Annotated in this window: 25 protein-coding genes; 18 read left to right on the top strand and 7 right to left on the bottom strand. The window is 70.5% G+C overall.

Annotated elements, in window-relative coordinates; genetic code table 11:
- Positions 1–2 precede the first annotated feature (2 nt).
- The gene (locus AC3RX1_RS03275) at positions 3–1,007 is read left to right on the top strand and encodes a sugar phosphate isomerase/epimerase family protein (RefSeq protein ID WP_491499811.1); all 1,005 of its coding nucleotides are present in this window, start codon (positions 3–5) and stop codon (positions 1,005–1,007) included.
- A gap of 138 nt (positions 1,008–1,145) precedes the next feature.
- Here the strand turns inward: AC3RX1_RS03275 and AC3RX1_RS03270 are convergent, their stop codons facing one another.
- Genes AC3RX1_RS03270 through AC3RX1_RS03260 form a run of 3 tightly spaced genes read right to left on the bottom strand, consistent with a single transcriptional unit; the run spans position 1,146 to position 3,853 of the window.
- The gene (locus AC3RX1_RS03270) at positions 1,146–2,159 is read right to left on the bottom strand and encodes a restriction endonuclease subunit R (protein WP_491499810.1); all 1,014 of its coding nucleotides are present in this window, start codon (positions 2,157–2,159) and stop codon (positions 1,146–1,148) included.
- A complete protein-coding gene (locus AC3RX1_RS03265; protein WP_491499809.1) occupies positions 2,156–2,527 on the bottom strand; it encodes a hypothetical protein in 372 nt (123 codons plus the stop codon). Before AC3RX1_RS03265 ends, AC3RX1_RS03270 begins: the two co-directional genes overlap by 4 nt.
- Positions 2,528–2,587: 60 nt before the next feature.
- The gene (locus AC3RX1_RS03260) at positions 2,588–3,853 is read right to left on the bottom strand and encodes an ROK family protein (RefSeq protein ID WP_491499808.1); all 1,266 of its coding nucleotides are present in this window, start codon (positions 3,851–3,853) and stop codon (positions 2,588–2,590) included.
- A gap of 104 nt (positions 3,854–3,957) precedes the next feature.
- Between AC3RX1_RS03260 and AC3RX1_RS03255 the strand changes: the two genes are divergently transcribed.
- From AC3RX1_RS03255 to AC3RX1_RS03210, 10 genes are all read left to right on the top strand, one after another.
- Positions 3,958–5,031 carry a Gfo/Idh/MocA family oxidoreductase gene (locus AC3RX1_RS03255; RefSeq protein ID WP_491499807.1) on the top strand — a complete coding sequence of 358 codons (1,074 nt, stop codon included), beginning with the start codon at positions 3,958–3,960 and terminating at the stop codon, positions 5,029–5,031.
- A complete protein-coding gene (locus AC3RX1_RS03250; RefSeq protein ID WP_491499806.1) occupies positions 5,028–5,867 on the top strand; it encodes a hypothetical protein in 840 nt (279 codons plus the stop codon). The genes AC3RX1_RS03255 and AC3RX1_RS03250 overlap by 4 nt, the downstream gene beginning before the upstream one ends.
- Positions 5,868–5,905: 38 nt before the next feature.
- Positions 5,906–6,922: a VOC family protein gene (locus tag AC3RX1_RS03245; RefSeq protein ID WP_491499805.1), complete on the top strand. Its 1,017-nt coding sequence runs from the start codon at positions 5,906–5,908 to the stop codon at positions 6,920–6,922.
- A 52-nt stretch (positions 6,923–6,974) separates the two neighbouring features.
- Positions 6,975–8,108 (top strand): FAD-dependent monooxygenase, encoded by a 1,134-nt coding sequence (locus tag AC3RX1_RS03240; RefSeq protein WP_491499804.1) that lies wholly within the window; start codon positions 6,975–6,977, stop codon positions 8,106–8,108.
- On the top strand, positions 8,105–9,118 hold the full coding sequence (locus tag AC3RX1_RS03235; RefSeq protein WP_491499803.1) for an amidohydrolase family protein: 1,014 nt from the start codon (positions 8,105–8,107) through the stop codon (positions 9,116–9,118). The genes AC3RX1_RS03240 and AC3RX1_RS03235 overlap by 4 nt, the downstream gene beginning before the upstream one ends.
- A gap of 163 nt (positions 9,119–9,281) precedes the next feature.
- Positions 9,282–10,787, top strand: coding sequence for an MFS transporter (locus AC3RX1_RS03230; RefSeq protein ID WP_491499802.1), 1,506 nt, complete (start codon positions 9,282–9,284; stop codon positions 10,785–10,787).
- Entirely contained in the window at positions 10,784–12,361 is a 1,578-nt protein-coding gene (locus AC3RX1_RS03225; RefSeq protein WP_491499801.1) for a GMC oxidoreductase, read from the top strand. The genes AC3RX1_RS03230 and AC3RX1_RS03225 overlap by 4 nt, the downstream gene beginning before the upstream one ends.
- On the top strand, positions 12,358–12,807 hold the full coding sequence (locus tag AC3RX1_RS03220; protein ID WP_491499800.1) for a nuclear transport factor 2 family protein: 450 nt from the start codon (positions 12,358–12,360) through the stop codon (positions 12,805–12,807). The genes AC3RX1_RS03225 and AC3RX1_RS03220 overlap by 4 nt, the downstream gene beginning before the upstream one ends.
- A gap of 31 nt (positions 12,808–12,838) precedes the next feature.
- On the top strand, positions 12,839–13,240 hold the full coding sequence (locus AC3RX1_RS03215) for a C-glycoside deglycosidase beta subunit domain-containing protein (RefSeq protein ID WP_491499799.1): 402 nt from the start codon (positions 12,839–12,841) through the stop codon (positions 13,238–13,240).
- Positions 13,237–14,139 carry a sugar phosphate isomerase/epimerase family protein gene (locus AC3RX1_RS03210; RefSeq protein WP_491499798.1) on the top strand — a complete coding sequence of 301 codons (903 nt, stop codon included), beginning with the start codon at positions 13,237–13,239 and terminating at the stop codon, positions 14,137–14,139. The genes AC3RX1_RS03215 and AC3RX1_RS03210 overlap by 4 nt, the downstream gene beginning before the upstream one ends.
- A gap of 96 nt (positions 14,140–14,235) precedes the next feature.
- On the opposite strand, the gene AC3RX1_RS03205 is transcribed toward AC3RX1_RS03210, so the two are convergent.
- Positions 14,236–14,457: a hypothetical protein gene (locus AC3RX1_RS03205; protein ID WP_491499797.1), complete on the bottom strand. Its 222-nt coding sequence runs from the start codon at positions 14,455–14,457 to the stop codon at positions 14,236–14,238.
- Between the two features lie 92 nt (positions 14,458–14,549).
- The gene (locus tag AC3RX1_RS03200; RefSeq protein ID WP_491499796.1) at positions 14,550–16,028 is read right to left on the bottom strand and encodes a peptide MFS transporter; all 1,479 of its coding nucleotides are present in this window, start codon (positions 16,026–16,028) and stop codon (positions 14,550–14,552) included.
- A 48-nt stretch (positions 16,029–16,076) separates the two neighbouring features.
- Here AC3RX1_RS03200 and AC3RX1_RS03195 point away from each other — a divergent pair, with 48 nt between their 5' ends.
- On the top strand, positions 16,077–16,796 hold the full coding sequence (locus tag AC3RX1_RS03195) for a GNAT family N-acetyltransferase (RefSeq protein WP_491499795.1): 720 nt from the start codon (positions 16,077–16,079) through the stop codon (positions 16,794–16,796).
- 13 nt (positions 16,797–16,809) lie between these two features.
- Here AC3RX1_RS03195 and AC3RX1_RS03190 read toward each other — a convergent pair whose 3' ends face one another.
- Positions 16,810–17,154 carry an excalibur calcium-binding domain-containing protein gene (locus tag AC3RX1_RS03190; RefSeq protein ID WP_491499794.1) on the bottom strand — a complete coding sequence of 115 codons (345 nt, stop codon included), beginning with the start codon at positions 17,152–17,154 and terminating at the stop codon, positions 16,810–16,812.
- A 63-nt stretch (positions 17,155–17,217) separates the two neighbouring features.
- On the opposite strand from AC3RX1_RS03190, the gene AC3RX1_RS03185 reads away from it, so the two are divergent.
- The 3 genes from AC3RX1_RS03185 to AC3RX1_RS03175 all read left to right on the top strand — a co-directional run bounded on the left by AC3RX1_RS03185 (position 17,218) and on the right by AC3RX1_RS03175 (position 20,354).
- Positions 17,218–17,628: a hypothetical protein gene (locus tag AC3RX1_RS03185; RefSeq protein ID WP_491499793.1), complete on the top strand. Its 411-nt coding sequence runs from the start codon at positions 17,218–17,220 to the stop codon at positions 17,626–17,628.
- Between the two features lie 19 nt (positions 17,629–17,647).
- On the top strand, positions 17,648–18,781 hold the full coding sequence (menC, locus tag AC3RX1_RS03180; protein WP_491499792.1) for an o-succinylbenzoate synthase: 1,134 nt from the start codon (positions 17,648–17,650) through the stop codon (positions 18,779–18,781).
- A 262-nt stretch (positions 18,782–19,043) separates the two neighbouring features.
- Complete coding sequence (locus tag AC3RX1_RS03175) at positions 19,044–20,354, top strand: alpha-hydroxy-acid oxidizing protein (RefSeq protein ID WP_491499791.1); 1,311 nt, start codon at positions 19,044–19,046, stop codon at positions 20,352–20,354.
- 69 nt (positions 20,355–20,423) lie between these two features.
- Here the strand turns inward: AC3RX1_RS03175 and AC3RX1_RS03170 are convergent, their stop codons facing one another.
- The gene (locus tag AC3RX1_RS03170) at positions 20,424–21,014 is read right to left on the bottom strand and encodes a class I SAM-dependent methyltransferase (RefSeq protein WP_491499790.1); all 591 of its coding nucleotides are present in this window, start codon (positions 21,012–21,014) and stop codon (positions 20,424–20,426) included.
- Between the two features lie 100 nt (positions 21,015–21,114).
- Between AC3RX1_RS03170 and AC3RX1_RS03165 the strand changes: the two genes are divergently transcribed.
- From AC3RX1_RS03165 to AC3RX1_RS03155, 3 genes are all read left to right on the top strand, one after another.
- Positions 21,115–21,525, top strand: coding sequence for a DUF4870 domain-containing protein (locus AC3RX1_RS03165; protein ID WP_491499789.1), 411 nt, complete (start codon positions 21,115–21,117; stop codon positions 21,523–21,525).
- 95 nt (positions 21,526–21,620) lie between these two features.
- Positions 21,621–23,009 carry a glycine--tRNA ligase gene (locus AC3RX1_RS03160; protein WP_491499788.1) on the top strand — a complete coding sequence of 463 codons (1,389 nt, stop codon included), beginning with the start codon at positions 21,621–21,623 and terminating at the stop codon, positions 23,007–23,009.
- Between the two features lie 55 nt (positions 23,010–23,064).
- Positions 23,065–24,579: a fatty acyl-CoA synthetase gene (locus AC3RX1_RS03155; protein ID WP_491499787.1), complete on the top strand. Its 1,515-nt coding sequence runs from the start codon at positions 23,065–23,067 to the stop codon at positions 24,577–24,579.
- Positions 24,580–24,584: the final 5 nt, after the last annotated feature.

Genomic DNA, 24,584 nt, shown 5'->3' with positions numbered 1-24,584 from the left:
ACATGACCCGTCCCATCACCCTGTTCACCGGCCAGTGGGCCGACCTGCCGTTCGAAGAGGTGTGCCGGCTCGCCGGGGAGTGGGGGTACGACGGTCTCGAGATCGCCTGCTGGGGCGATCACCTCGACCCCAGCCGCTGGGATGACGACGCCTACATCCGGGACCGGCTCGACATCCTCGAGCGCAACGGCCTGACGGTGTGGACGATCTCGAACCACCTGAAGGGCCAGGCGGTCTGCGACGACCCGATCGATCAGCGGCACCGCGACATCCTCCCCGACAGCGTCTGGGGCGACGGCGACCCGGAGGGCGTCCGCCGCCGCGCCGCCGAGGAGCTGAAGAACACGGCCCGCCTGGCTGCGCGCCTCGGCGTGAAGACCGTCACGGGGTTCACCGGGTCGTCGATCTGGAAGTACGTCGCGATGTTCCCGCCGGCGTCCGACGAGATGATCGCCGCGGGCTACCAGGACTTCGCCGACCGCTGGAATCCCATCCTGGACGTCTTCGAGGAGGAAGGGGTGCGCTTCGCGCTCGAGCCGCACCCGTCCGAGATCGCCTACGACTACTGGACGGCGAAGGCGACGCTCGACGCGATCGGGCACCGGAAGAGCTTCGGGTTCAACTTCGACCCCTCGCACTTCATGTGGCAGCAGCTCGACCCGGTGGCGTTCATCCTCGACTTCGCCGACGACATCTTCCACGTGCACGTCAAGGAGTCGGTGACCAACCTCGACGGCCGCAACGGCGTGCTCGGCTCGCACCTGCCGTGGGCGAACCCGCGACGGGGATGGACCTTCGTCTCGACAGGTCACGGCGAGGTGCCGTGGGAGCCGATCTTCCGCGCGCTCAACGCCATCCAGTACGACGGGCCGACGAGCGTCGAGTGGGAGGACGCGGGGATGGACCGCCTGCAGGGTGCGCCCGAGGCGCTCGCCTTCGTCCGTGAGCTGAACGCCATCACTCCGCCGGCCGCCGCCTTCGACGCCGCGTTCTCCACGAAGGGCTGACCCCCGGTTCGTTGCGCGAGCGCAGCGCGCGAAACGACCTGCTTCTGCCACGAGCGCCGGGATCCGCACCACTGGTCGTTGAGCGAGCGCAGCGAGCCGAAACGTCGAGCGGCGGCGAGAGTCGCTGTGGATCGTCCCTCAACATCGGGACGCCTGCGTCCCACCCTCGGCCAGCGCCGACGACGCCAGCGCGAGGTGCGCCCGCGTGGCGGCGGCCGGGTCGGCGTCGAGCCACTCGTGCCCGCCCCACTCGCTGCACAGCGTGCCGGTGAAGCCCACGGCGGCCAGCTCGGTGGCGAGTTCGCGGATGGGCGTCGTGATCCGTCCGTCGGTGTCGTCGAGGTCCCAGAACTTCAAGTGGACGCCGCCGACGAGCGGCAGCACCTCGCGCAGGTCGGCCGCCCGAGACCGGCCGAAGCGCACGAGCAGGTTCATGTATGCCGTGTGCACGGCGCCGGGCACCCCGCCGCTGCGCAGGAGTGCGACGACCGCCTCATGCGTCGCGGGGTCGCGCCATCCGTCGGTCAGCGCGTCGATGAGGATGCCCGGCACTCCGCCCTCCCGCAGCACCGCGAGGTACGACGGCGGCAGGGCGGGCATCAGCATGCTGATGTCCACGAGGAGCCGCACACGGGGGTCGTCGAGGTCGGCGATCGCTGCGTAGCTGTCGGCGAGGCCGGCACTGCCGGGCGTCTGCTGCCCCTGCACCTCTTCGTAGAGCACCAGATCGAGCTCGTGCAGCAGCGGCAGGATGCGGGCCGTCAGCGCCGGACCCGCCTGCCCGATCGGAAGCCGCACGCCGATGGCGCCCAGGCGATGCGCGACGTGCAGCTGCGGAAGCAGGAACGCGAGGCGCTGAGCCTCGCTGCGCCGCGAGCCCGAGGGCGCCCAGTCGTCGATCGACGCGCCCACGATGCCGATGCGGCCGCCCGCCTGCTCCACGGCGTCGCGCAGCCGCTCGGGCTCGTCCCCGTCAGGCTCCGGAAAGCCGCGCAGCGTCTGACCTGCTTCGATCTCGATCACGTCTGCGACGCCGTCCGCCACGATGTCGGCCGCGACGCGATGAGTGGTGCGGCGTGCGCGCAGCACCTCGCGCGTCCAGTTGAAGGCCGACGCGGCGAGCGTCCATCCGGCGGGAAGCGCGGCGCTCACGCGACGTCCTCCGAGACTCCGGTGAGCTCGTCGGCCGGCACGAGCATGCGCTCGACCCGGAACGGCAGTCGCAACGGGTCGTCGGGCCCGGCCGCGAGGTACGGGATCGTCAGCGTGAAGCTCACGACGACGTGATGCGGTCCGGCGCCCACGGGCTGTCCGCTCCGGAGCACGACGCGGTCCTGCACGAACCACCAGCGATCGCCGGCGTGAGGCAGCCGGAGGTCGTCGACGGATGCGCCGTCGATCGTTACAGCGACGTCGGTGAGGCTCGCAAGCGGAAGCGAACGGATCCACGGCAGCCCGAGCCGCAGGTCGAACCCACCGGGCGTGGCGGTCAGCGCATCATCGCGCAGTGCGGTGAGCATGGCGCTCCCTCCCAGTTTTGATACCAATGTACAGACTTTGGTAGAAAACGGGAAGAAGGGTCAGGATGCGGCGCGCACGCCCTCGATCGTCGGGCGGCCGTCGGCGAACCACCGCGGGAACGTCGTGTCGAAGAGCTGCTCGATCGCGAGCTCTGCTCCACCGCGCAGCGGCTCCTGCTCGTCGCCGAACGACCGCACGATGCTGAGGTCGCGGGTGGCCAGCGGCAGTGACAGCTCGTAGACGCGCTGACGGATCTCGGCGAGGAAGATCTCGCCCGCCGAGGAGATGGAGCCTCCCACCACGATCACCCCCGGGTTGAACATGTTGACGAGCGCTGCGATCGCCTCGCCCACCAGTCGGGCCGAGCGCTGCACGAGTGCGATCGCCAGGGCGTCGCCGTCCATGGCCGCGACGGCGATCGCCTCGGGGGTGATCGCCTCGCCGCGCCCATGCGCCGCAGCGAGCACTCCGCCGCGCCCCTCTTCCACGGCGCGCTCCGCCTCGCGCACGATCGCCCAGCCGCCCGCTTCCGCTTCGAGGCACCCGACCTTGCCGCACCGACACACGACGTCGGAATCGCGCACTCGCACGTGCCCGATGTCGCCGGCGGCGCCGTTCGCCCCGCGGTGGATGCGCCCGCGGGAGAGCAGGCCGGCCCCGATGCCACTGCCCACCTTGCAGTAGATGAGATCGACCGGCTCGTCGCGACGCCGGGCGCGCTCGGCGAGGGCGAGCAGGTTCACGTCGTTGTCGACCCAGACCGGAGCGTCGAAGCGCTGCTCGAACCGCCGCCGGACGTCGAAGCCGTTCCATCCCGGCATGATCGGGGGTGCGACGGGCGAGCCGCTGTCGAAATCGACCGGGCCCGGCACGCCGACGGACACCGCCCACACCTCGGCGGCGCCGTCGCGTGACAGCAGCTCGTCGATCATGCTCATCGCCGCATCGAGCGTCTCCGCGGGGCCGCGGGCGATGTCCCATGGGCGGTGCGTCTGCGCCGTCACCTCGCCGTCGAGCGAGGCGAGGCCGACGCGGATGTGCAGGGCGCCCAGCGCGCAGACCACGATCTGACCGCGATCGGCGCGGAACCGCAGCGTCCGAGGAGCGCGACCGCCCGACGACGGCCCGAACTCCCCGTCCTCGAGGAACCCCATGTCGATGGCTGCCCCGACACGCTGCGTCACGACCCCGCGGCCGAGGCCGGTGAGGCGACCGATCTCGGGCCGCGTCGCAGCCTCGCCCGTGCGTACCATGTTCACGATCCGCAGCAGGCTCGTCACTTCATCCGTCTGCGCTCCGAAGCGCAGTGCCGACTCTCTGGCCACGCTCGATTCTGACACAACTCTGACGCTTTAGTCCGCATTTTCGCGCACACTATGGACGCCAGCGAACCCACTTAGGCATAATCAAGACAAAAGGAGGAGCGACGATGCCGCATTCAGTGGGCCTCATCGGTGCCGGCCCGGGCGTTGCCGCGCTGCACCTGCCGACGCTCGATCTGCTCCCCGAGCGGTTCCGTGTCGCACACGTCGCCGACGGCGGCAGCGGACGGGCGCGAGCGATCGCCGAGCAGCGGGGTGCCCGGTGGTCATCGGGCGTCGACGAGGTGCTCGCCGACCCCGACGTCGACGTCGTGGCGGTCTGCAGTCTTCCCGATCAGCATGCCGCCCACGTGCTCGCGGCGGTGGCGGCGGGCAAGCGGGCGGTGCTCTGCGAGAAGCCGCTGGCGACGAGCATCGCCGACGCCGAGGAGGTTATCGCCGCCTGCCGTGCGGCGGGGACCGTGCTCGTGGTGGGCACGAACCACCTGTTCGACCCGGCGTGGGGTCGCGTCACGCATCACCTCGTCGTCTTGGGCGCCACGGTGCGGACGATCACCGTGACGGTCGCGCTCCCGCCGAACACGCGCTATCACGAGGTCGTCTCCGAGGCGGCGCCGGCTTCAGCGGCGGGGAGGTCCCACGGCGGCGGTCCGGATCTCACGGATCCGGATGTCGCAGCCGCCGTGGTCCGTCAGCTCGTGATGGGTCTCGCCGTGCACGACCTCCCCGCGATTCGTGACCTCGCGCCGCAGCTCGGCGACGTGGTGTTCTCCCGGCCCGTGCCGCCCGTCGGCTACTCGGTGGGCTACCTCGCCGGCGACGTGCAGGTGGTCCTGAATGCGGTGATGCTGCCGGGCGGTCCCGATGCGCTGTGGCGGATGTCGATCGGCACATCGCACGACGTGGTCGACGTCGACTTCCCGCCCTCGTTCGTGCACGCCGGCGCCGCGGCCGTGACGGTGCGATCGCCCGACGGGCGGACCACCCGGTACCCCGTCGTGCCCGAGGACGGATACCTCGCCGAATGGCGAGCCCTGGCTGCTCTGATCGAGGAGGGCGCGCCCGTGGAGTACGACGAACTGCTGGATGACGCCCGGTACACGATGCGGCTCGCCGACGCGGCGGCCGACGCGACGCGCAGCGCCGTGGCGTGCACCGCCGTCGCGGAGAGCGCCCCGTGACCGCCGCAGCGGGAGCTGTCCCCGTGTGGGCGGCGACCTCCACCCATCGCGCGCGGGTGCTGTCGCTGCCGCGGTCAGCGGCGCCGCAGGAGAGCCCCGCCGGGGCGATCGCCGTGATCGGCGGCGACGACCGATGGTGGGATGCTGTCGCCGGCGTGGTCCGCGAGGGCGCGAGGGGGGTCGTCGTGGACGACCCGGTTCCTGCGCCCGCCGCCGCTCTGGCCGGCCTGCGGAACGCCGTCAGCGTCCCGGTGGTCCTGCACCGCCCGCTGCTGCGCACCGACGTCATGGCAGACGCGCGGCTCGATGAGGCGCCGCAGGCGATCTGGATCGACGGCGCCGCACCGCCGCGTCGGCTGGCGGCAGTGCTGCGGGACGCGGTGGGCTGGGTGCGGGAACTCTCCGGCGCGCCGGTGCGGATGGTGGCGGCCGGCGCGGCGACCGGGGTGTTCTGCCTTCTCGCGGCCGGCCACGTCAGCGCGACGATCAACCTCGCGGCCGTTCCCGGCAGCTCCGACCGGCTGCGGGTCGTAGCCGCCGGCGTCTCCCGGCTCGAGGTCTCGCTCGCGGCCGGCGCTCCGGCGCGCCTCGCTTTCGCGTCCGAGGCAGGTGAGCGCATCCCGCCGCAGCGCTTCGAAGACGGTCTCCGCATGGCCGTGCGCAGGGTGCTCGTCGCGTTGCGCGGCGACGGCGACGTCGCCGATCCCGACGACGCGCTGTCCGACGCCGTCGTGGCCGAGGAAGCGCAGCGACGTGCCCACGCGCGTATCAGCGTGGGTGATGGACGGGATAGGCATCCTCATCTTCCTGGATGGTCGCGCACCGCCCAGAGTTGATGTGGGCAGTCCTGTTCGCCCCGTGGAAAGGATCGACGATGATCACGCTTCTCTCGCACCTCTCGTACGTCGCCATCACGTCGCCCGACGTCGAGGAGTCGGTCCGCTTCTACGAGGAGCAGGTGGGTCTGACGGTTGCCGACCGCGTCGACGGTGCCGTCTACCTGCGCTGCTGGGGCGACCACTACGCCTACTCGCTCGTGATCCTTCCCGGTGACGAGCCGTCGCTCGCCACGATGGCCTGGCGCACGTCGAGCGCGGAGGCGCTCGACGAGGCGGTCAGGCGCATTGAGGCGAGCGGGGCCCAGGGGGAGTGGGTCGACGTGCACCGCATCGGCCGCGCCTACCGGTTCACCGGTCCGTGGGGCCACTCGATGACGCTGCACTGGGACGTCACGCGGCACCGGGCTCCCGGCCACGCCGCATCCATCTACCCCGACCGGCCCGCGCGGCGCAGCACCGTCGCCGGCGCTCCGCGCCAGCTCGATCACGTCACGGTCGCCGCGAGCGATGTCGACGCGTTCGCCGACTGGTACAGCGAGGTTCTCGGCTTCCGGATCATGGCCCGCACCCTGCTCGACGAAGCGCCGATCTCGGTCTTCTCGGTGCTCACCACGAACGAGAAGTCGCACGACCTCGGCGTGGTGCTCGACGGCTCCAGCCGCGCCGGGCGCATCAACCACTACGCGTTCTGGGTGGACACCCGCGAGGAGCTGCTCATCGCCGCCGACACGCTGATGGAAAGCGGCGTCCCGATCGAGTACGGGCCCTCGATCCACGGCATCGGCGAGCAGAACTTCCTGTATTACCGCGAGCCGTCGAGTCTGCGGGTCGAACTCAACACCGGCGGGTACCGCAATTACGTGCCCGACTGGGAGCCCAACACGTGGAAGCCCTCGCTCGGCTCGAACAACTTCTACCGCAACGGCGCGATGCCGATGTCGATGACCGAGTCGTTCCCGGCCGCCGACGGTCCCAGCGCGACCGAGGAGGGAGTGCCCGACGAGATTCGCGACGCGCTCCTGAACCCCTACGGAAAGCAGGGGCGGGGCTGATGGCTCCGACCCGGTGACCGAGCCGCCGCCGCACGAACAGAGAGGTTCCGCCATGACCGCCGTATCGAGAGTCGCCGTCGCGGGCGCCGGAATCACCGGACTCGCCGTCGCCATCCGGCTGGCGAAGGCCGGCATCGCCGTCGACGTGTTCGAGGCCAAGCCCGAGCTCAGCGCCCTCGGCTCCGGGATCACGCTGCAGGGGAACGCGCTGCGCGTCTTCGATGCCCTCGGCGTCTGGGACGACGTGCGCGCGGCCGGCTACGCGTTCGAAGGGCTCACGCTGCGCGCACCCGGTCCCGGCGCCCCGGTGGTCGCGCAGCTTCCCGACGTCAAGACCGGTGGGCCGGACTATCCGGCCGGCATGGGCATGTACCGGCCCGACCTCGCCGCGATCATGCTCGCCCACGCCCGGGCCGCCGGAGCGCAGGTCCGGTTCGGCGCGACGGTGACCGGGCTGGAGCAGCGTGAGCAGGGCGTCGAGGTGTTCGTGGCGGATGCGTCGGCCGGCGCCTACGACCTGCTCGTGGGCGCCGACGGCCTGCACTCCGCCGTCCGCAGCCTGATCGGCATCGACGCCGTCCCTCAGCCGACGGGCATGGGGATCTGGCGCTCGTTCGTCTCGCGGCCCGCAGAGGTGGAGCGCAGCGAGCTGTACTACGGGGGTCCCGTGTACATCGCCGGGTACACCCCCACCGGCGACGACACGATGTATGCGTTCCTCGTCGAGAAGGCGCAGGACCGATTCGGGGTGAGCGACGACGAAGCCGTGCGGATCATGCTCGAGGAGTCGCAGGCGTACCACGGTCCCTGGGAGTCGATCCGCGCCGACCTCGCCGCCGGCGCGCGGGTGAATTACACCTGGTTCACGCAGCACCTGGTGGATGCCCCGTGGAACCGCGATCGCACCGTCGTCATCGGCGACGCCGCCCACTCATGCCCGCCGACGATCGCACAGGGCGCGGCGCAGGGGCTCGAGGATGCCTGGGTGCTGACCGAGCTCCTCATCGACCGGGATGCCGTCGATGAGGCGCTGTGGAACGACTTCCACTCTCGTCGTCTGCCCCGGGCGCGCGCCGTCGTCGAGGCATCGGTGCAGCTGGGGCAGTGGCAGATCGACGGCGATCGTGACGCCGACGCCGGCGGGCTGATCTTCGGCATCGCACACCAGATGGCGCAGCCCGCGTGACCGCTCCCGTGACCGACGTGCACGCGCACGTCCTGCTGCCCGAGCTGCAGGCCGAGGTCCGCCGTCGCGAACCGGAGGGATTCGCGACGGCCGAGGCACTCGAGCTGCGGCGCAACGGCGCGGCGAGCCTCGCCGTCTCGGGACCCATGGTCGGCGCACGCATCCCGAAGCTCACGGAAGTGGCGGAGCGGCTTGCGGCGATGGATGCGCAGGGCGTCGACGGGCAGTGGGTGAGCGCGTCGCCGAGCCACTTCTATCCCTGGGCGGGGGAGGGACTCTCGGTGTGGGTCGCGTGCGAGGCGAACCGCCTGGTGGCCGAGCACGTCGCGCATGCCCCGGAGCGGCTGGCGGGACTGGGCCTCGTCCCGCTGCAGCATCCGTCCCGCATCGTGGAGTGCCTCGACGACGCCGTCCTCGGGCGAGGCCTCGCCGGAGTGGAGATCTCGTCGTCCGCGGGATCGGTGGAGCTGTCCGACGAGCGGCTCGAGCCGTTCTGGGATCGCGCCGTCGAGCTCGGCGCGATCGTGTTCCTCCATCCGTTCGGCTGCAGCCTCGACGAGCGGCTCGATCGCTACTACCTCGCGAACACCGTCGGCCAGCCGGTGGAGAACGCCGTCGCGCTGTCGCACCTGATCTTCTCGGGTGTCCTCGATCGCCATCCCGACCTGAAGATCGTCGCGGCGCACGGCGGCGGCTACCTTCCCACCGCCATCGGCCGCAGCGATCACGCCTGGCGCGTCCGTCTGGATGCCCGCGTCTGCCGCCACGAACCCTCGTCGTATCTGAGGCGCATCTTCTTCGACACCGTCGTGCACGATCACGCGGCGCTGCGGCATCTCGTCGAGGTCGCCGGTGCCTCCCAGGTCGTGCTGGGCAGCGACTTCCCCTTCGACATGGGCTCGGAGGATCCGGTCGGCTTCGTCCGCGTGGCGGGTCTGCCGGATGAGGTGACCCAGCTCATCCTCGGTCGCAACGCCGACGAGCTGCTGCGCGCGACCGCCCATCCGTGACGATCTGCTCTCTCCCGCGCCAAAGCCCACTTTTGTTGCTTTCCGACATTGGGAAGCATATAATCGACATGACGTTGGGACCCCTGGGGTTCGATCTCGGACGCGACGGCGCTCCGGGGCACACCGTGTCGCGTCGACGGCCCGATCGTTCGGGTGACTTCGTATGCCGCTCTCGCCACTGCGTTTCCGCCTCCTTGTCGTCTCACTGCTGACAGTCTCGTTCCTCGGCGCCCTCGACAACACGGTGGTCACGACCGCGCTGGCCACCGTCGCGGGCGAGCTCGGCGCCCTCGAGCACATGAGCTGGATCGTCGTCGGCTACACGCTCGCGAGCACGGTGCTGCTGCCGGTGCTCGGCAAGCTCGGCGACATGGTGGGGCCGCGTGGCGTCTTCCTCTCCTCCGTCGTCGTGTTCATCGTCTCGTCGGTCGCGTGCGGCTTCGCGTCGAGCATGCTGTGGCTCATCGTCGCGCGGGTGGTGCAGGGGATGAGCTCGGCGGGTCTGCAGCTCATGTCGCAGACGATCATCGCCGCCACCACCACCCCGCGCCAGCGGCCCAAGTACATGGCGATCATCGGGGCGGCGTTCCCGGTCGCGATCCTCGTGGGCCCGGTCATCGGTGGGCTCATCACCGACTACTGGAGCTGGCCCTGGGTCTTCTGGGTGAACGCGCCCGTCGGCATCGTCGCGTTCGTCCTCGCGGTCGTCGCCGTGCCGCATCTCGCCGGGGGTGGTCGGGCGCGGTTCGACGTCGCGGGCGCGGCCACCCTCACCGCCGGTCTCGTGTCGCTCGTTCTCGCCGTGACGTGGATCGTCGACCCGCAGCAGCTGGCCGCCGCGCTCGTCGCCGTCGGCGCGGCGGCGGTCTGCCTCGTCGCGTTCGTCGTCATCGAGCTGCGCGCGAAGAACCCGATCGTCCCTTTGCATCACCTCGCGAATCGCACGATCGCCACGGGGATCGTCATCTCGGCGATCATCGGCGTCGGCCTGTTCTCCATCACGGCCTACCTCCCGACCTACTTCCAGATGGCGTACCGCACCAGCGCCACCGTGTCGGGGTTCGTGCCGATCGCGACGGTGTTCGGCATGCTCGTGAGCAACCTCGCATCCGGATGGCTCGCGAGCCGCACCGGCCACTATCGACTGTTCCCGATCGCCGGCACGATCCTCGGAGCCGCAGGCCTCGCCGTGATGGCGGTGCTCCCGGTGGGACTCCCACTGTGGGTGCCGATGCTCGTCATGGCGCTCGTCGGCCTCGGCACCGGCGCCTTCATGAGCCTCATCGTCGCCGTCGTGCAGAGCGCCGCTCCGCGCAGCGAGACCGGGGCCGTCACCGCGACGGTGAACCTCGTCCGCCAGGTCGGGGCGACCGTCGCCACCGCGCTGATCGGCGGAGTGATCGGGTTCGCCGTCGCGGCCGGACTTCCGGCGGGAACGGATGCGGCGACCCTGACGCCCACCGACGTGCACGCCGCCTCTCAGGCGGTGCAGGGGCAGATCGCCCAGCTGTACCGCGACGTGTTCGCCCCGATCTTCCTCGCGCTCGCGGCGACATACGCGGTCGGAGTCATCGCGTCGCTGCTGCTTCCGGGCGGCAGGCTGCCCGACGAACTCGACGACGTCCCCGCGACCGCCGCGCCGCGGCATCCCGTTAGGAGCATTTCATGACCAGCGCCCCCACCATCGCCGTCGTCGGCAGCGGACCGATCGGCTCGGCCTACGCCCGCGTGCTGCTCGAGCGGCTGCCCGACGCCCGGGTCGTCATGTTCGAGGCGGGTCCGCAGTTGAGCGAGACACCGGGGGAGAGCGTCCGCAACATCTCCGACCCGGTCGCGAAGGAGACGGCGCGCGAGCGGTCGCAGGGTCCGCAGGCGGGCGAGCACCGCGCTTCACTCGGCATTCCCGAGGGCGTCGTCGTGGAGGGGATGTTCACCGCCCGCGGCGGCACGCATCTCCTCGACTTCGGCGCGGCCGGCGCGGCACACGCCCCGCAGTTCCCGGCGGCGGCCGCATCGACCAACGTGGGGGGCATGGGCGCGCACTGGACGTGCGCCACACCGGCGCCGTCGTTCAGCGAACGCATCCCGTTCATCGCCGATGCGGAATGGGACGACCTCATCGCCGACGCGGAGCGGCTGCTGCACGTGCAGCACTCCGCATTCGCTGACTCGCCCATCTCGTCGGCCATCAGTGCGCTGCTGGCTGACGAGTTCGCCGGCGAGCTGCCCGAGGGCTACGGGCCGAGCACGCTTCCGGTCGCCGGCGACCCGCAGCCGGACGGGTCCATGAGGTGGGCAGGGGCCGACGTCGTCCTCGGCCCGCTCATCGAATCCGGCACGCCCGAGGCTGCACGATTCACCCTGCGCGACCTCACACTGGTGCGTCGCATCGAGCACGACGACACGAGGGTGACGGGAGTCACGGTCGAGGACCTGCGCACGCACGAGCAGGAGTTCGTGCCCGCCGACCTCGTCGTGGTCGCGGCGGACGCGTTCCGGTCGCCGCAGCTGCTGTGGGCGTCCGACATCCGACCCGCGGCGCTCGGCCGCTACCTCACCGAGCACCACGTCGTGATCAGCACCGTGGCGCTGGACGGCGAGCGGATGTCGCGCCTGGTCACCGACGAAGAGTTGGGGCGCGAACTGGAGCGCCGCGCGCAGAACCCCGTAGACCCGGTGGCGGCCGTCAACCGCATCCCCTTCTCCGAACCCGACCACCCGTTCTCTCTGCAGGTCATGTACGCCGAGAACCCACCCTTCCCGCTCGACCCCGCGCACCCCGCGTCGGGCAACCGCTGGGGCTACGTGAACATGGGCTATGGCGTGCGGAAACGCCCTCGGGTGCAGGACGGCGTGCGCTTCGACGACGACGAGCTCGACTACCGCGCCCTGCCCAACATGACGATCGAGTACGAGCTCACCGACGCCGAGCAGGCCGAGATCGAGAAGGCCACGGCGCTGCTGCGTCGGGCGGGCGAGGCACTGGGGACGTTCGTGGCAGAGCCGCGTCTCCTTCCCAACGGGTCGAGCCTCCACTACATGGGGACGATGCGGATGGGCGAGACCGACGACGGCAGCTCGGTCGCCGATCCGTACTCGCGGGTCTGGGGCTACGAGAACCTCGTGGTCGGCGGCAACGCGTTGATCCCCACCGCGAACACGATGAATCCCACGCTGATGAGCGTCGCCCTGGCGGTGCGGGGCGCACGCCGGGCGGCAGACGACCTCGAGCAGCAGTCATGACCGACCGTGACGAGCTGCGGGCCCGCAATCGCGCGGTGGTCGAGGCGTTCTTCGCCTCGAACCTCGACAACCCCGAGGAGCGCATCGCGCTCTGGCACCCCGACGGGGTCAAGGAGCTGCCGTTCGCGCCCCAGGGCCTGCCGAAGACGCGGTGGGAAGGGCGCGACGAGATCGTGGCGAACACCAGGAACAACAACGGGATGTTCGCGAACTGCGTGCACCGCGACCTCGTCATCCATCCCTGCGAGGACCCGAGCCTGTTCTTCGTGACGAGCCGCATGGTGCCCGAGGCCACGTTCCTCGGGGAGCCGTATCCGCAGTCGTTCGTGCATCTGCTGCGCGTGCAGGATGGCGCCGTCATCCTGCAGCAGGAGTACTTCAACTCCGAGGTCCTCGCGAACGCGGAGCGGTCCGCGCGCGCAAAGGGGCGCACGCCGCTCACCTGAGACAGAACCGCATCGAAGCGAAAGGAAGACAATGCTCGAAGAACCGCTGATCCAGGCGGCCGGGTTCCGCAACGTCGGACCCGAGGACGCCGCCACGGGCTTCCAGCTGCGCGTGCGCAGCCCGTACTACCGCGGGATGTGGGGCAATCTACTCGACAAGCCCACGGTCATCGTCGACGACGAGGAGTTCGACGGAGACGACATCCGCTGGACGCTGCCCACGGGCGAGTACTCGTTCGCCGAACTGCAGTCGTCGACCGAGGCGCGGTGGCCGATGGACAAGGCCGCCGTGCTCACCGTCCCCAGAGCGGGCGGGCTCGCCCGCGGCATCCACGACGTGACATTCGTGCTGCGGGTGCGGATGTCGTACATCCCCGAGGAGCTGCAGCCCTCGATCTGGACCGCGACACGGAAGGCGGTGATCGTCCGATGAGCACCGGCAGCCTGCCCTTCGGGCTCGGAGTGTCCCTGTACAGCTACACGGAGGACCTCGGCGTCACGATGACGGTCGAGGACTGCATCGAGGACGTCGCAGACCTCGGCGCGACGGGGCTGGAGATCCTCGGCGAAGGCCACATCGAGGACTACCCGAACCCGTCCACCGCGTGGATCGACGCCTGGTACGCACGCAACGAGCGACTCGGGCTGACCCCCACGCTGTACGGCTCGTGGCTCGACACGCGGCGGTTCCCCGGCCGTTCGATGACGGTGGCCGAGGGCGCCGACCAGCTCGAGCTCGACCTGCGACTGGCCTCCCGGCTCGGCTTCTCGTTCCTGCGGCCGAAGATCGGCGTGATCAGCGAGGACCTGCGCGTCGACCCGATCTGGGCCGACGCGGTCGAGCGCAACCTCGACCTGGCGGCCGAACTCGGCATCGTCATCTGCCCCGAGATCCACTGGCCGACGGTCATCAAGTCGCCGGTCGTCGAGGAGTACCTCGAGTTCAAGGAGCGCACGGGCACGGAGCAGTTCGGTCTGCTCATCGACACCGGCGTGTTCGATGTGCAGCGGTATGCGCGCCGCGGCGGCAGCGCCGCGTTCCAGATGGGCACCGGCGGCGCCCGGCCACCGGAGGTGCCGTTCGTGCCGGTCTCCGACCTCGCCGACGTGATGGAGCACGTCGTCTACTTCCAGGCCAAGTTCTACGAGGTCGACGACGAACTCGTCGACCACTACATCCCGTGGCGCGAGATCCTCGACGTGGCGCTCGGCGCCGGGTACACGGGATGGTTCTCCAGCGAGTACGAGGGACACCGCGAGCTCTACCGCGCGTCCGACCAGCTGCGGCGCCAGCACGCGCTGATCCGCTCCCTCGCCGCCGGCCGCGGCTGACGCATCCGGCCCTCTCGCAGCCTCTTCACCTGGCTCGATTGCACACGGATCACCGCTGCGGTGTGCAACCGGGCCAGGTGAATCGCGGTCGGGCGGCTACTCCTCCTCGTCGTCGTAGTAGTCGTCCTCATCGTCGTCGTCCGTCTCGCCGTCCTCGGCCGCGATGCGGTCGGCGTCGGCGCTCGAGATGAGGTCGTCGTCGGCGTCGTCATCGAGCACCTCCTCGCCGTCCTCGTCGACGAACGGCTCATCGAGGTCGTCGTCGGGGTCGTCGCCCGCGCCGAAGGGCAGTGGGGGTGGGAATGCGCCTGTGGACATGAGGGTCTCCTTCCGATGCGGCGACGTTAACCGTCGGGAACAGGGTCGCGGAAGGCCTTGACAGCGACCGGTTCGCGGTCACGGCCGTCGGCTCATCGCACACCCTTCATGAGGGCGAGCACCGGCTTCACCGCGATGGCGAGGCAGATGCCGACGACGATCGCGAGCCCGCCCAGGATCGAGAAGTACGGCACCTCGTTCTGCGGGTCGTAGAACTTGGCCAGCCAGCCCGAGATCGCTGTGCCGAGGGCGACCGAGAGGAAGAACAGCGCGACCATCTGCGTGGTGAACAGCGACGGCGCGAGTTTCGTCGCCACCGACAGGCCGACCGGTGACAGCAGCAGCTCCGCCACGGTGAACACGAACAGGATGCCGACGATGGCCAGCAACGGCGTCGAGTTCGGACCTCCGCCGGCGAACGGCAGGAACAGCAGGAACGCGACGCCCATGATCACCGCAGCGAGCGCGAACTTCACGGGGGTCGACGGCTGCCGCCGGCCGAGCTTGGTCCAGACCGTGGCGAACACGCCCGACAGGACGATGATGAACACCGGGTTGATGGACTGGACCCACGACACCGGCATCTCCCACCCGAACAGGTCGCGGTCGAGACGCTTGTCGGAGTAGACGGTGAGCACGGTGAACTGCTGCTGGTACAGCGACCAGAACGCGACGCTCGTGATGAACAGCGGCAGAAAGCCCCACACGCGCGACCGCTCGGTCGCGTCGATGCGCCGACTCGACAGGATCACCGCGAAGTACGCGATGGCTGCGGCGACCGTGGCGAGGATGACGATGCCCGCGAGGTTGTCGGCGCGGATGACGCCGACCAGCACGAGCACGACGATGACGACCACTGCCGCCGCGCCGATGCCGATTATCAGGGGGTAGCGGTTTCGCGGCAGCGGGTTGGGGACGTGGTGCGCTTCAGCCGGCAGCTGCTTGCGGCCGAACGAGTACTGGATCAGTCCCAGCGCCATCCCGACCGCGGCGAGGCCGAACCCGTAGTGGAAGCCGATCGTCGATTGCAGCAACCCAGTGAGGATGGGGCCGAAGAAGGCGCCCAGGTTGATTCCGAGGTAGAAGAGCGAGAAGCCGCCGTCGCGGCGCGGGTCGTCGGGCTCGTACAGCGTGCCGACCACCGACGTCGCGTTCGCCTTCAGTCCGCCCGACCCGACGGCGACGAGGATCAGGCCGACGCCCACCCCGACGAAGCCCGGCAGCAGCGCGAGCGCGATGTGCCCGCACATGATCACGATGGCGCTGTAGAACAGCACCCGCTCCGACCCGATCAGGCGGTCGGCGATCCAGGCGCCGAGGACCGTGGAGAGGTAGACGGCGCCGCCGTACGCGCCGACGATGCCGCTGGCGGTGGCCTCCGGCATCCCGAGTCCGCCGCGCGTGACGGAGTAGTACAGGTAGATGAGCAGGATGCCCTGCATGCCGTAGAAGCTGAAGCGCTCCCACATCTCGACGCCGAACAGGTGCGCCAGCGCCCACGGCTGCCCGAAGAAACGGGTGTCGCCGCGTCCGTGCCTGGTGGTGGCGGGGGAGTCCTCTGCGGTACTCATCTGTCCACGGTAACGGGCGCGGCCGCCGCACGGGAGGACACTTGACTCATGGCCGACCTCTCCGCATACCTGCCGACCGGCATCAGCATCCGTCCTCTCGAGTCGGTCGAGGACGTGTTCGCCGCCTCGGCCGTGCTCGCCGAGGTGTGGGGCGGCGATCGCGCGGGAATGCCGCCGAACCTCCTGCGTGCGCTGGCACATGCGGGGAACTACACCGTCGGCCTGTACGACGGCGAGCGGATGATCGGGGCCTCCGTCGCGTTCTTCGCCATGCCCGCGGCCCGGTCGATGCATTCGCACATCACCGGCATCCTGCCTCCGTATCGAGGGCGGGAGCTCGGGCGTGCGCTCAAGCAGCATCAGCGCGAATGGGCGTTCGCGCGCGAGGTGGGGCAGATCACCTGGACGTTCGACCCACTCGTCGCACGCAACGCCCACTTCAATCTGCGCGTGCTCGGCACCCGCGTCGACGAGTATCTCGTGAACCACTACGGGCGGATGGACGACGGGGTCAACCGCGACGACGAGACCGACCGGCTCCTGGTGACGTGGGTGCTCGCCGCGCCGCCGGTTCCCACGCCCGACCCGGAGCAGGTCGTCGCGACGGTCGCGGTACCGGAGGACATCGAGGCGCTGCGCGTGTCAGAACCGGCCGAGGCGCGGTCCTGGCGCATGCGGGTGCGCGATCAGATCCTCGCTCACCTCGACGCGGGCCTTGCCATCCGCGGCTTCGATGACGAGCGGGGCTACCTGCTCACGCATCCGTGACCGCGAGATCGCGTCAGCGCTTCTCGCAGGCGACGCCGTCCTTGTCGCGGTCGAGCCGCTTGTTCGCCTTGTAGACGGCGTCGTTGCGGGTGAAGTTCTTCACCGGCTTGGCCTTGCCCTTGACGCGGTCGCGGCCGGTCTTCGATGCCACGCCATGCCGGTAGACCTTGTTCAGCGCCGTGCAGTTCTTGAACACCCGTGGCTTCGCCTTCGCCACCTGGATCGTCGTCGCCTGTGCGACGTCGACTCCCGGCGCGTGAGCGGTCGGCAGCACTGCCGGCCCGGCGATGAGTGCGCCCGCCAGTGCGGCAGCCGCGATGATGCGTCGAATCCCCATGTTCTCCCCCACCGATGTCATCGGTCGCCTGAGTATAGCGGTGGGGGCAGCGCGCGCCGCGCACGGGCCCGGTAGGGTGAGCGGATGCTCCCCGCCGACTGGACCCCGCACCGTCGCGACGACGGCGAGCTCGTCGGCTGGATCCGGCCCGGCGATGCGATGGCGCAGACGTGGGTGCCCGTCGATCTGCTCGGGCGCGAGGTCTCGGCGCCGGTCGACTGGCTCGTCGCCGAGGCGGCGCTGGAGGAGCACGGAATCGCCTGGCTCGCCGACATCTGGATGCTCGAGCGGGAGGACGGGATGCCGCTGCGCGTGCGGATGGTCGAGGTCACGCCGGATCACGTCGTGGTGCAGACCGACGACTTCGGCGCGATCGACATGCCGGTGACCCGCTTCGAGCTGGAGTGGCCGGCTCCCGCCGTGCTTCGGCCGCCGCGCGCGGGCGACCCCGACGGTCGCGAATTCCCCGCGACTCTCCGTCGCGAGCAGCACTGAACGCACGTACCCTGAGGCCATGCCCATCGCCCGGCCCGCCGCGCCCGTCGCGCTCGACGGCTTCGAGCTGCGCGTGCTGCACATTCCGCTGGTGGCGCCGTTCACGACCTCCTTCGGCACGGAGAGGGTGCGCGAGGTCATCGTCGTCCGCGCGCTGACCCCCGACGGCGGCGGATGGGGAGAGATCGTCACGCAGGCGGCGCCGCTCTACTCCAGCGAGTACACCCGCGGCGCGTGGGACGTCGCGCAGCGCTGGCTCATCCCGGCGCTCCTCGACGCGCGCACGCTCCCGCCCGAGCAGGTGAGCGAGGTGCTCGCGCCGTTCGTCGGGCACCGCATGGCGAAGGCGGGGCTGGAGCTGGCGGTGCTGGATGCGGCGCTGCGCGCCGAGGGCCGGCCGCTGGGGGAGTATCTCGGTGCCGTGCATGAGCGCGTCCCGTCGGGTGTCTCGGTGGGCATCCAGCGCGATGCGGCCGCCCTGGTCGACGCCGTCGGCGGGTACCTCGACGAGGGGTACGTGCGGATCAAGATCAAGATCAAGCCGGGGCGCGACATCGCCGAGACGGCCGCGGTGCGCGACGCGTTCGGCACGATCCCGCTGCAGGTCGACGCCAACTCGGCCTATACGCTCGCCGACATCGACGCGCTCGCCGAGCTCGACAGGTTCGACCTGCTGCTCATCGAGCAGCCGCTGGCCGAGGACGACATCGTCGACCACGCGGCGCTCGCACAGCGGCTGCGCACCCCGATCTGCCTCGACGAGTCGATCACCTCGGCCAAGGCCTGCACCGACGCCCTCGCGCTGGCGGCGACATCCGTCGTCAACATCAAGGCCGGCCGGGTCGGCGGATACCTCGAGGCGGCGCGCATCCACGACCTGTGCCGGGATGCCGGCGTGCCGGTGTGGTGCGGCGGGATGCTCGAGACCGGCATCGGCCGCGCCGCGAACGCGGCGCTCGCGGCCCTCCCCGGCTTCACCCTCCCCGGTGACGTGTCGGCCTCGAGCCGCTTCTATGCGCGCGACATCGTGACCGAGCCGGCGCAGCTCGAGGACGGCCACATTGCCGTGCCCACCGGGCCGGGCCTGGGCATCACGATCGACCCGGTCGCGCTCGACGACTTCACGGTCGACCGCGCCACCGTGCGCCGCTGACCGACGCGCGTCGGGTCCCTGCGAGAGCGGCGGCTGTGTCCGATGTGTCAGGTCCCTGAGCGAGGGGCGGTTGTGTCCGATGCGTCAGGTCCCTGAGCGAGGGGCGGAGCCCCGAGTCGAAGGGCCGATGCGCTCGAGACCCGACGCGCCCTTCGACTCCCCTGCGCTGCGCGCGGGCTCGCTCAGGGACCTGTCGGCTCGCGCTGCGCGCGGGCTCGCTGAGGGACATGTCACGCGTGGCCGGGACCGTAGGCTGTCGGGCATGAGCAGCGTCGCTCCCCACGATCCCGCCGCTGGCCGCGGCATCGCGCGCCAGGTGCAGTCCGACATCTTCCGCGCCGGAATCAGCGGCGCCCGACCGGCCGTGCCGACCACTCCCGCGGCGCTCGAGCAGGCTGCCCGCAAGGCGCTGAGCCCCGAGGCGTTCGCCTACATCGCCGGGGGAGCGGGAGCCGAGCACACCGTTGCCGCCAACCGCGCCGCGTTCGAGAAGTGGCAGATCTGGCCGCGACCGCTGCGCGACGTCGCGGCCCGGGATCTGTCGACCACGTTCCTCGGCGCACGGCGGGCCACGCCCCTGATCCTCGCCCCGCTCGGCGTCATGGAGCTCGTGCACCGCGACGCCGACCTCGCCGTCGCGCGCGCGGCGGCATCGCTCGGCATCCCGTACACGATCAGCAACCAGGCCTCGACGACCATGGAGCAGGTGGCGGATGCCGCGCCCGGCGCGCCGCGATTGTTCCAGCTGTACTGGTCGGGATCCGACGAACTGAACGCGTCGCTGGTGCGCCGGGCGGAGGCATCCGGCTGCGAGGCGATCGTCGTGACGGTCGACACGCATCTGCTCGGGTGGCGCACGCGCGACCTCGATCTCGGCTATCTGCCGTTCACGCGCGGGCTCGGCATCGCCCAGTACACGAGCGACCCGGTGTTCCAGCAGCTGGTGCGCGAGCGTGCGCACGGCGCCGCTCCGGGCGCCGTGCGGCTCACGCCGAAGGCCGTCGCGGCGGGCATCTCGATCGCGCGCAAGGGCGCGGTGCTCACCGGCGCGGGATTGCGCGACAACCTGCGCTCGCCGCTGCCGCGTGCCGCCGTGGAGACGTTCCTCGACGTCTTCTCCACGCCCGCGCTCACGTGGGACGACCTCGCGCGGGCCCGCGAGTGGACGCGTCTGCCGCTCATCGTGAAGGGGATCGTGCATCCCGACGACGCGATCCGCGCCCTCGACGCCGGAGCCGACGGCGTCTGGATCTCGAACCACGGCGGGCGCCAGATCGACGGATCGGTGCCGACGCTCGTGACCGTGCCGCTGATCGCCGACCGGATCGCGGAGCGGGTGCCGATCGTCTTCGACTCCGGCGTGCGGTCGGGCGCCGACGCGTTCGTCGCGCTCGCTCTCGGTGCGACGGTCGTCGCGCTCGGCCGGCCATACGCGTACGGCCTCGCGATCGCCGGCGAGGACGGCGTCGCGGCCGTCATCCGGCACATGCTCGCCGAACTCGACATCACGCTCGGCCTCAGCGGCCACACGGCGATCGCCGACGTCGACCGCGACGCGCTGCGCGAGGCCTGACGGCGGCCGGCGGGCGCAGCGGCGCCCGGTCTCGACGCGAATCGTCGGTCTCGACGGGACCCCGCGGCATCACGCCGGCGCGATGCCCTCGTAGAGGAGGATCGACTCGGGCGGCAGCGGGCGATCGTGCACACGCCGATGCCGCACGTCGACGTCGGCGAACCCCGCAGCGCGCAGCGCGGGCAGCGGGTCACGGTCCTGATGGCATCCGCTGCACCAGCGCACGGTGAACGGCGTCGCGATCCGCTGCAGACCGCGCATCGTCGCACTGTGCGGCGCGAGGACGTGCTCGACCAGGAGCACACGCCCACCGGGCACGAGCACGCGCCGTGCCTCACGGAGCGTGGCCCCGATGTCGCCGACGGTGCACAGCACGTAGGTCGCGACGACGGCGTCGACGGATGCCGCGGGCAGCGGCACGCGCTCGGCCACCGCATCCATCGGCGCGGCGGAATGTCCCCATTCCCGCGCCCGCCGGCGGAGTTCTTCCCGCCTCTGTGCATCGGGCTCCAACCCGTGCCAGGTGACGTCGGGGTCGAACGCCCCGAAGTTCTCGCCGCGCCCGGCCCCGATCTCGAGCACCCGACCGCGTGCGCGGCCCAGGAGCTCGCGCTCGAGGTCGTCGAGGGCGTCGTCGTCGATCATCGGAGGCTTCGGCATCCCCTTAGTCTGCTTCGCGCACCCCGCCGCTGGCCACGACATCTGTCACGAAGGGAGTGGATGTGGCGGCCGACCCCGCGGACCCCCTAGGCTCATGCCCGTGAGCACCATTCCTCCGCAGCAGCCTCCGGTCCCTCCGCAGCAGCCGCCGGTTCCCCCGCAGGGCGGCTACGGGCAGGCGCAGCCCATGAACCCGTCCGATGAGAAGCTCTGGGCGACGCTCATCCACATCGGCGGGATCTTCTTCGAGTTCCTCCCGGCGCTGATCGGCTACCTCGTCCTGAAGGATCGCGGCCCGTTCATCAACGCCCACACGAAGACGGCGCTGAACTTCCAGCTCACGCTGATCATCGCGTGGATCGTCGGGTGGATCACCGCCTTCATCCTCATCGGCTTCCTGATCATCTTCGCCGTCGCGATCGTGAACATCGTGTTCTCGATCATCGCCGCGGTGAAGGCCAACAAGGGCGAGTTCTACACGTATCCGATGACGATCCCCTTCATCAAGTGACGGCCCGGGGCCACGTGCCCCCGCCGATAGAATCGAGGATGCCGCGACTCGCGGCATCCTCCTTTCTTTCTCTCCGTGCGACCATTGGAGCCACCGTGGCCGAGCAGTCCCGTCTCGACAAAGTCATCGCCCTCGCCCGTCACCGCGGTTTCGTGTTCCAGGCCGGTGAGATCTACGGCGGGTCGCGGTCGGCGTGGGACTACGGCCCCCTCGGCACGGAGCTGAAGGAGAACATCCGCCGCCAGTGGTGGCAGACGTTCGTGCGCGGCCGCGGCGACATGGTCGGCCTCGACTCCTCCGTCGTGCTGCCCAAGCGCGTATGGGAGGCATCCGGTCACGTCGCCACCTTCAGCGACCCTCTCGTCGAGTGCCTCCAGTGCCACAAGCGGTTCCGCGCGGACACCCTCATCGAGGACTTCGAGGCGCGCAAGGGCCGCCGGGCCGAGAACGGCCTCGCCGACGTGCCCTGCCCGAACTGCGGCACGAAAGGGCAGTACACCGAGCCGAAGGCGTTCTCGGGCCTGATGAAGACGTACCTCGGCGTCGTCGACGACGAGGCGGGCGTGCACTACCTCCGCCCGGAGACCGCGCAGGGGATCTTCGTGAACTTCGCGAACGTCGTGCAGGCCTCGCGCAAGAAGCCGCCGTTCGGCGTCGGCCAGGTCGGCAAGGCGTTCCGCAACGAGATCACGCCGGGCAACTTCATCTTCCGCACACGCGAGTTCGAGCAGATGGAGATCGAGTACTTCGTGCCGCCCGCGGACGCCGGCGAGTGGTTCGAGCACTGGGTCGAGGAGTGCTGGAACTGGTTCGTCGACCTCGGCATCGACCCCGCGAACATGCGCCGGTTCGACGTGCCCGAGGAGGATCGCGCGCACTACTCCGACGGCACGATCGACCTCGAGTACCGGTTCGGGTTCGTCGGCAAGGAGTGGGGCGAGCTCATGGGCATCGCGAACCGCACCGATTTCGATCTCACGAACCACGCGGATGCGTCGGGCCAGTCGCTGTCGTACTTCGATCAGGCGTCCGGCCAGAAGTACGTGCCCTATGTGATCGAGCCGTCGTTCGGTCTGACCCGCGCCATGATGGCGTTCCTCGTCGACGCGTACCACGAGGAGGAGGCGCCGAACGCCAAGGGCGGCACCGACACCCGCACGGTGCTCAAGCTCGACCCGCGCCTGGCGCCCGTCAAGGTGGCCGTGCTGCCGCTCTCGCGCAACGAGAAGCTCTCGCCGCTGGCCCGCGGCCTGGCCGACACGCTCCGGGGCCACGGCTGGAACACCGACTTCGACGACGCCGGGGCGATCGGTCGCCGCTACCGTCGGCAGGACGAGATCGGCACGCCGCTGTGCGTCACGGTCGACTTCGATTCGCTCGAGGACGACGCCGTCACGGTCCGCGACCGCGACACGATGGCGCAGGAGCGGGTGCCGCTCGCCGACGTCGAGCAGTACCTCGCGGAGCGGCTCAAGGGCGCGTAATCGCGGCGCGCGACAGCCGGTCGAGGCGGTCGTCGCGCCGGGCTAGGCTCTGGTCATGGACCCCCGCGCCGACACCGTTGACGGCGTGCTGCGACGCAGCGCCGCCCGCACCCCCGACCGCATCGCGCTCACGTTCGAGGAGCGCACATGGACGTACCGCGAACTCGACGACGCCGTGACGCGCGCGGCCGCCTGGCTGCGCGGACGGGCACCCGGAGCCGGCGATCGCGTCGCCGCCGTCGGCACGAACTCCGACGCGTACCTCATCGCGTTCCTCGCGTGCGCACGGGCAGGTCTCGTGCACGTCCCGATCAACTACGCGCTGCGCGGCGGTGAGCTGCGGTACCTCCTGGAGAAGTCGGGCGCGCGCGTCGTGCTCGTCGACCCGGCGCTCGAGGAGACCGCGGCGCCGGTGTGCGCGGAGCTCGACATCACCGATGTCGCGCCCCTGCGCGACGCCGGCGGTTCGCTGCTCGGTGCCGCGTCGCGCGGGTCGCTCCCCGACATGGACGCCCTCGTCGACGGCGCCGACACCGTCCAGCTGCTGTTCACCTCGGGAACGACATCCAAGCCGAAGGCCGCACGGATGAGCCACCGTGCGCTCGTGAGCGAGTACGTCTCCTGCGTCATCGCGCTGGACTTCACGCCCGACGACAAGCCTCTCGTGTGCATGCCGCTGTACCACTCGGCCGCGATGCACGTGTTCCTGCTGCCGTACCTGTCGATCGGTGCGTCGATCGTCCTGCTGCCAGCGCCCGACCCGGCCGAGATCCTGCGTCGCGTCGAAGCCGACCGCATCGGCTCGCTGTTCCTCGCCCCGACAGTGTGGGTGCCGTTGTCGAACCACCCCGATCTCGACCGGCGCGACCTCTCGTCGCTCACGAAGGCGCAGTACGGCGCCTCGATCATGCCCGTCACGGTGCTGAACCGGCTGCGCGAGCGGTACCCCGACCTGGGGTTCTACAACTGCTTCGGGCAGTCGGAGGTGGCGCCGCTCGCATGCGTTCTCCGCCCTGAGGAGCACGAGCGCCGCGCGGCATCCTGCGGCCGTCCGGTGTTCTACGTCGAGGCGCGCGTCGTCGACGCCGAGGGGAACGATGTGCCCGACGGGGAGCCCGGCGAGATCCTCTACCGCTCCCCGCAGCTGTGCGACGGGTACTGGGAGGACGAGGCCGCGACGGCCGAGGCGTTCCGCGGCGGGTGGTTCCACTCGGGCGACCTCGTCACCCGCGACAGCGAGGGGTTCATCACCGTCGTCGACCGCATCAAAGACGTCATCAACACCGGCGGGGTGCTCGTCGCCTCGCGCGAGGTCGAGGACGCGCTCTACACGCATCCCGCCGTCGCGGAGGTCGCCGTGATCGGCACGCCCGACGACCGCTGGATCGAGGCGGTGACGGCCTTCGTCGTGCTGCGCGACGGGCAGGATGCGTCGGCCGACGAGCTCGTCGAGCACGTCAGGGGCCTGCTCGCGCCGTTCAAGGTCCCCAAGCGCGTCGAGTTCATCGCCGAGCTGCCGCGCAACCAGAGCGGCAAGCTGCTCAAGCGCGAGCTGCGCACCCGCGTCTAGCTACG

This window comes from Microbacterium altimontanum (genome assembly GCF_058349865.2).
Note: the sequence above shows the minus strand (reverse complement) of the source record. Positions and strands in the feature narration are given on the sequence as shown.

Excerpts from the sequence above, each read along its gene's own strand:
- AC3RX1_RS03275 (WP_491499811.1), top strand. The coding sequence starts at position 3 with ATGACCCGTCCCATCACCCTGTTCACCGGCCAGTGGGCCGACCTGCCG.
- AC3RX1_RS03265 (WP_491499809.1), bottom strand. The coding sequence starts at position 2,527 with ATGCTCACCGCACTGCGCGATGATGCGCTGACCGCCACGCCCGGTGGG.
- AC3RX1_RS03255 (WP_491499807.1), top strand. The coding sequence starts at position 3,958 with ATGCCGCATTCAGTGGGCCTCATCGGTGCCGGCCCGGGCGTTGCCGCG.
- AC3RX1_RS03245 (WP_491499805.1), top strand. The coding sequence starts at position 5,906 with ATGATCACGCTTCTCTCGCACCTCTCGTACGTCGCCATCACGTCGCCC.
- AC3RX1_RS03240 (WP_491499804.1), top strand. The coding sequence starts at position 6,975 with ATGACCGCCGTATCGAGAGTCGCCGTCGCGGGCGCCGGAATCACCGGA.
- AC3RX1_RS03230 (WP_491499802.1), top strand. The coding sequence starts at position 9,282 with ATGCCGCTCTCGCCACTGCGTTTCCGCCTCCTTGTCGTCTCACTGCTG.
- AC3RX1_RS03225 (WP_491499801.1), top strand. The coding sequence starts at position 10,784 with ATGACCAGCGCCCCCACCATCGCCGTCGTCGGCAGCGGACCGATCGGC.
- AC3RX1_RS03220 (WP_491499800.1), top strand. The coding sequence starts at position 12,358 with ATGACCGACCGTGACGAGCTGCGGGCCCGCAATCGCGCGGTGGTCGAG.
- AC3RX1_RS03215 (WP_491499799.1), top strand. The coding sequence starts at position 12,839 with ATGCTCGAAGAACCGCTGATCCAGGCGGCCGGGTTCCGCAACGTCGGA.
- AC3RX1_RS03210 (WP_491499798.1), top strand. The coding sequence starts at position 13,237 with ATGAGCACCGGCAGCCTGCCCTTCGGGCTCGGAGTGTCCCTGTACAGC.
- AC3RX1_RS03205 (WP_491499797.1), bottom strand. The coding sequence starts at position 14,457 with ATGTCCACAGGCGCATTCCCACCCCCACTGCCCTTCGGCGCGGGCGAC.
- AC3RX1_RS03200 (WP_491499796.1), bottom strand. The coding sequence starts at position 16,028 with ATGAGTACCGCAGAGGACTCCCCCGCCACCACCAGGCACGGACGCGGC.
- AC3RX1_RS03195 (WP_491499795.1), top strand. The coding sequence starts at position 16,077 with ATGGCCGACCTCTCCGCATACCTGCCGACCGGCATCAGCATCCGTCCT.
- AC3RX1_RS03190 (WP_491499794.1), bottom strand. The coding sequence starts at position 17,154 with ATGACATCGGTGGGGGAGAACATGGGGATTCGACGCATCATCGCGGCT.
- AC3RX1_RS03185 (WP_491499793.1), top strand. The coding sequence starts at position 17,218 with ATGCTCCCCGCCGACTGGACCCCGCACCGTCGCGACGACGGCGAGCTC.
- menC (WP_491499792.1), top strand. The coding sequence starts at position 17,648 with ATGCCCATCGCCCGGCCCGCCGCGCCCGTCGCGCTCGACGGCTTCGAG.
- AC3RX1_RS03175 (WP_491499791.1), top strand. The coding sequence starts at position 19,044 with ATGAGCAGCGTCGCTCCCCACGATCCCGCCGCTGGCCGCGGCATCGCG.
- AC3RX1_RS03170 (WP_491499790.1), bottom strand. The coding sequence starts at position 21,014 with ATGCCGAAGCCTCCGATGATCGACGACGACGCCCTCGACGACCTCGAG.
- AC3RX1_RS03155 (WP_491499787.1), top strand. The coding sequence starts at position 23,065 with ATGGACCCCCGCGCCGACACCGTTGACGGCGTGCTGCGACGCAGCGCC.